Source organism: Levilactobacillus koreensis JCM 16448 (genome assembly GCF_001435525.1).
Classification (GTDB): domain Bacteria; phylum Bacillota; class Bacilli; order Lactobacillales; family Lactobacillaceae; genus Levilactobacillus; species Levilactobacillus koreensis.
On the sequence record NZ_AZDP01000100.1, the window covers coordinates 1 to 3,226 of the forward strand.

At 48.9% G+C, this 3,226-nt stretch carries 3 protein-coding genes; 1 reads left to right on the forward strand and 2 read right to left on the reverse strand.

The window, feature by feature from the left end; translation table 11 throughout:
• Window positions 1-457: 457 nt before the first annotated feature.
• Both FC99_RS08675 and FC99_RS08680 read right to left on the reverse strand, forming a co-directional pair.
• A complete protein-coding gene (locus tag FC99_RS08675; RefSeq protein WP_048733830.1) occupies window positions 458-1,231 on the reverse strand; it encodes an ABC transporter permease in 774 nt (257 codons plus the stop codon).
• 3 nt (window positions 1,232-1,234) lie between these two features.
• Window positions 1,235-2,137, reverse strand: a complete 903-nt coding sequence (locus FC99_RS08680) for an ABC transporter ATP-binding protein (protein ID WP_082153211.1) — start codon at window positions 2,135-2,137, stop codon at window positions 1,235-1,237.
• Between the two features lie 142 nt (window positions 2,138-2,279).
• On the opposite strand from FC99_RS08680, the gene FC99_RS08685 reads away from it, so the two are divergent.
• Window positions 2,280-2,864: a helix-turn-helix domain-containing protein gene (locus tag FC99_RS08685; RefSeq protein WP_048733828.1), complete on the forward strand. Its 585-nt coding sequence runs from the start codon at window positions 2,280-2,282 to the stop codon at window positions 2,862-2,864.
• Window positions 2,865-3,226 lie beyond the last annotated feature (362 nt).

Genomic DNA, 3,226 nt, shown 5'->3' on the forward strand with positions numbered 1-3,226 from the left:
CCGCCCTACACATATTTGGTTTGTCGAAACAATGTTCAGTTTTCAAAGGTCTACCAGTCATCCGCTCTCACAGACAACTTAATCATCATATCATTCAATCAATATGATGTCAACAATAAGTTTAAATTAATTAAACTGTGAATTGCCGGCTGCCTAATGAAGCAGCTTAATTAATATACCATTTTGTCAGACCGCTTGTCAACAAGCAATTTAACTTTTTAAATTAATGAGCCGCTGTCGTAAAAGACAACTTAGATAATATACCATGCGCATCATCTCACTGTCAACAAAAACCATAAATTAATGCCGACAACTCCACCATTTGTTTGCAGCGGCTCCAGGTCCGTCCACGTCCCCTCCACATCACGGGCCAGAAGCTTCCTTTGGCAGGATGTCGCCGTGACGCCTGCCAGCACTGCCTAATTTGCAACTCATGTTTCCAGCCAGCCTCCTCAACTTAAATCCGTCGTCGCGAAAAAACAACTGCGCCCACCCCAACAAAAAACAACGCCCACACGAGACTGCCAATACCCAACTGCTGAATCGTCAGATGCGTTACGTTCTGCTGGTAACTGGGGTTGCCGTACTCCTCCTGCAAGAAGAACATGTTAAACGGATTCCATTTCATCACCGGCACTAGCGACTTGAACGACTGCAATAGTAAACTGGATACGCCTTCCCCCATGAAGCAGACACCCATGCCAACAGCGATTGCCGCCGCGCCGTTATGACTACAACTTGCTAGTAAGAAGACCAGTCCGATAATCATCACGCCACCGTACGTATCCAGCGCCGCGTTGGTTACTAGGTTAACCAGTAGCGATTGGTGATAGAGATACATGGTCTGCCACGAAAGGCTGTGCCCGCCATTCACTCTGAGCAATAGCGTCACGAGGATGACCAAGCCATGGCCTAAGACACTATAGCCGAGGACTAAGACATACTTTCCCACGAAGAGCATCCATCGATGATTCACCTGGATCGCCAACTGTTTGATCGTCCCATATTCGAATTCCATCGTCACACAGCTGGCACCAATCACAATAATGAGCATCGTCAGCCATTGAAATCCGCCATACGCCGACGAGACGTAAAATTTCTGATCACCGACCGATGCGCCATGGGTCGTCGTCGCCAGGCCCACCATTAAGAGGACTAAGATGACGGGTGTGAGCCACGCCAATCGCTGATGTCTAAATTTAAAAATCTCCTGCTGAATTAATCGTCCCATGACCTATGCCTTCCTTTCTGCCAATAAGCGTAACAAGACTGTCTCTAAGTCTTCCTGGTGCTGGTTCACCTTTAAAATCTGGATATGCGCGTCGAGCAGGGTGTGCAGCAAGGGCGTCAGCGCCACCGGTTGCGTCACGACTAAGTTGCTACCCCGCTGTGCCACTGGATAGCCTGCCTGTAAAAGGACCCGCAAAGCCTGTGCATTCTCCGCTGTCCGCACCACCAAAGATTGCCGCGCCGATTCCCGAAATTGGACCATCGTCCGTTGCAGCAGCATCTCTCCCTGATCAATTAAAATCACCGCATCAATGATCTTTTCCAGCTCACTCAGAATATGACTGGAAATTAAAAAGGTCGTCCCTTCCCCTGCCATCTGACCTATCAAATGACGCAGTCGCTTAACTGACTGGGGGTCCAACCCATTCATTGGTTCATCCAATATGACTAACCGTGGCCGTTTCACTAAAGCCATGGCAATTCCCAGCTTTTGTTTCATGCCTAGCGAGTACCGCTTGGCCGGCCGGCGGATAAAAGTTTGCATTTGGAGCGCTTGCACCACCCACGTCATTTGTTCCACAGAGGCCGCCATCAATTGTAAATGTTGCCAGCCACTCAGAAACGGATAAATCGCCGGGTGTTCGATGAGCGCACCTACCTGTTGGGTCACAACAGTATGGGTGTTGACCGAAACGGGTTGTCCCAAAACCCGAACGTTTCCGGCATCGGTTGCCAGCAATCCCAGCAACGCTTTCATAATGGTCGTCTTACCCGCACCATTGGGACCGACTAAACCGACAACTTCGCCAGTTGTAATTGCGAAATTCACATCATGTAAAACTACGCGGTGACCGAACGTTTTCCGTAGCCCGGTTACCTGAACCATTTGCTCTTGTACTCGTTGCACTGGACATCGTCTCCTCTACTCCCTTTCAGCGTACCCGTTCAAACCGCCAGATGATACGGATGCTAGCAAGAATAGCTTGCTATTTCCCGCTGATTCTCTATGCTAGAGTTAATAGCAATTATCAAGGAAGTGAGGTCCCTCCATGGCATCAACAGAACTAGGTGCCCGTTTGAAACAATTCCGGCAAACGCAACAGCTGACCCAAACGGCACTTGCAGACCAGCTTCACGTCTCACGTCAAACCGTTTCCAGCTGGGAGACCGGTCGGAACCAACCGGACATCGCCACCATTACTCAATTAGCCACGCTATATGCTGTCCCAGTAGATACGCTCTTACAGGGAACAGCAGCCGTACCCATAGCGAAACCAGTTACCTACCCCAGCCCCAGCCTACTAGTGGTCCTATTCGGCGTGCTCCTGGTGGAACGCATCACCCAATTTTCAACTTTTCCGGGCCTCTATTGGGTAGACTTTCTCATCCTCTTACTGATCGGGCTTATGATCAACTTGGGCATTGCCCATCGCCACCCAAACGCCTGGACGCCTCGGATACATTGGTTTGGCTTGACGGTGTTTGCCATGCTCAGTCTCATCAGTGGGAGTATCAACGCCTTTAACATGGGCTTCGGCCTAATGACGACTTGCCAATTCAGCGGGTTAGTCGTTGTCATCGCACTAGCCAGAAAGTACTGGCAATTCCGATCCGTTAAAGTTAGTCAACGCTAGCGTGATAGTCCCACATAAAACCTAATTTAGCTGCTCACCAAAAAGGGTAACGGCCTTCTGAATGGAAGTGCCGTTACCTTTTTAAATTGACTATTCTTCTAATCTTGCTTAGTTGACAAGCCGTCTCTTTTACCAGCAGTGTGTTCACGCATTGTTGGCAATAGGAAATAACCACCAATGTAGCTACGACATCAATCTCGGGATTGAACGTCCACAACCTAACCCTCATAGACTCTGAAAGTATACTGATAACTCAAGTACCACCGTCTATTGCCTATGGATGCTCTTGATGCGCTTGCGGGGGCCCGTAAGCACCCAATAACTGACCGTATTGAATTTTAGACTAAAAATAAGAATGGCGT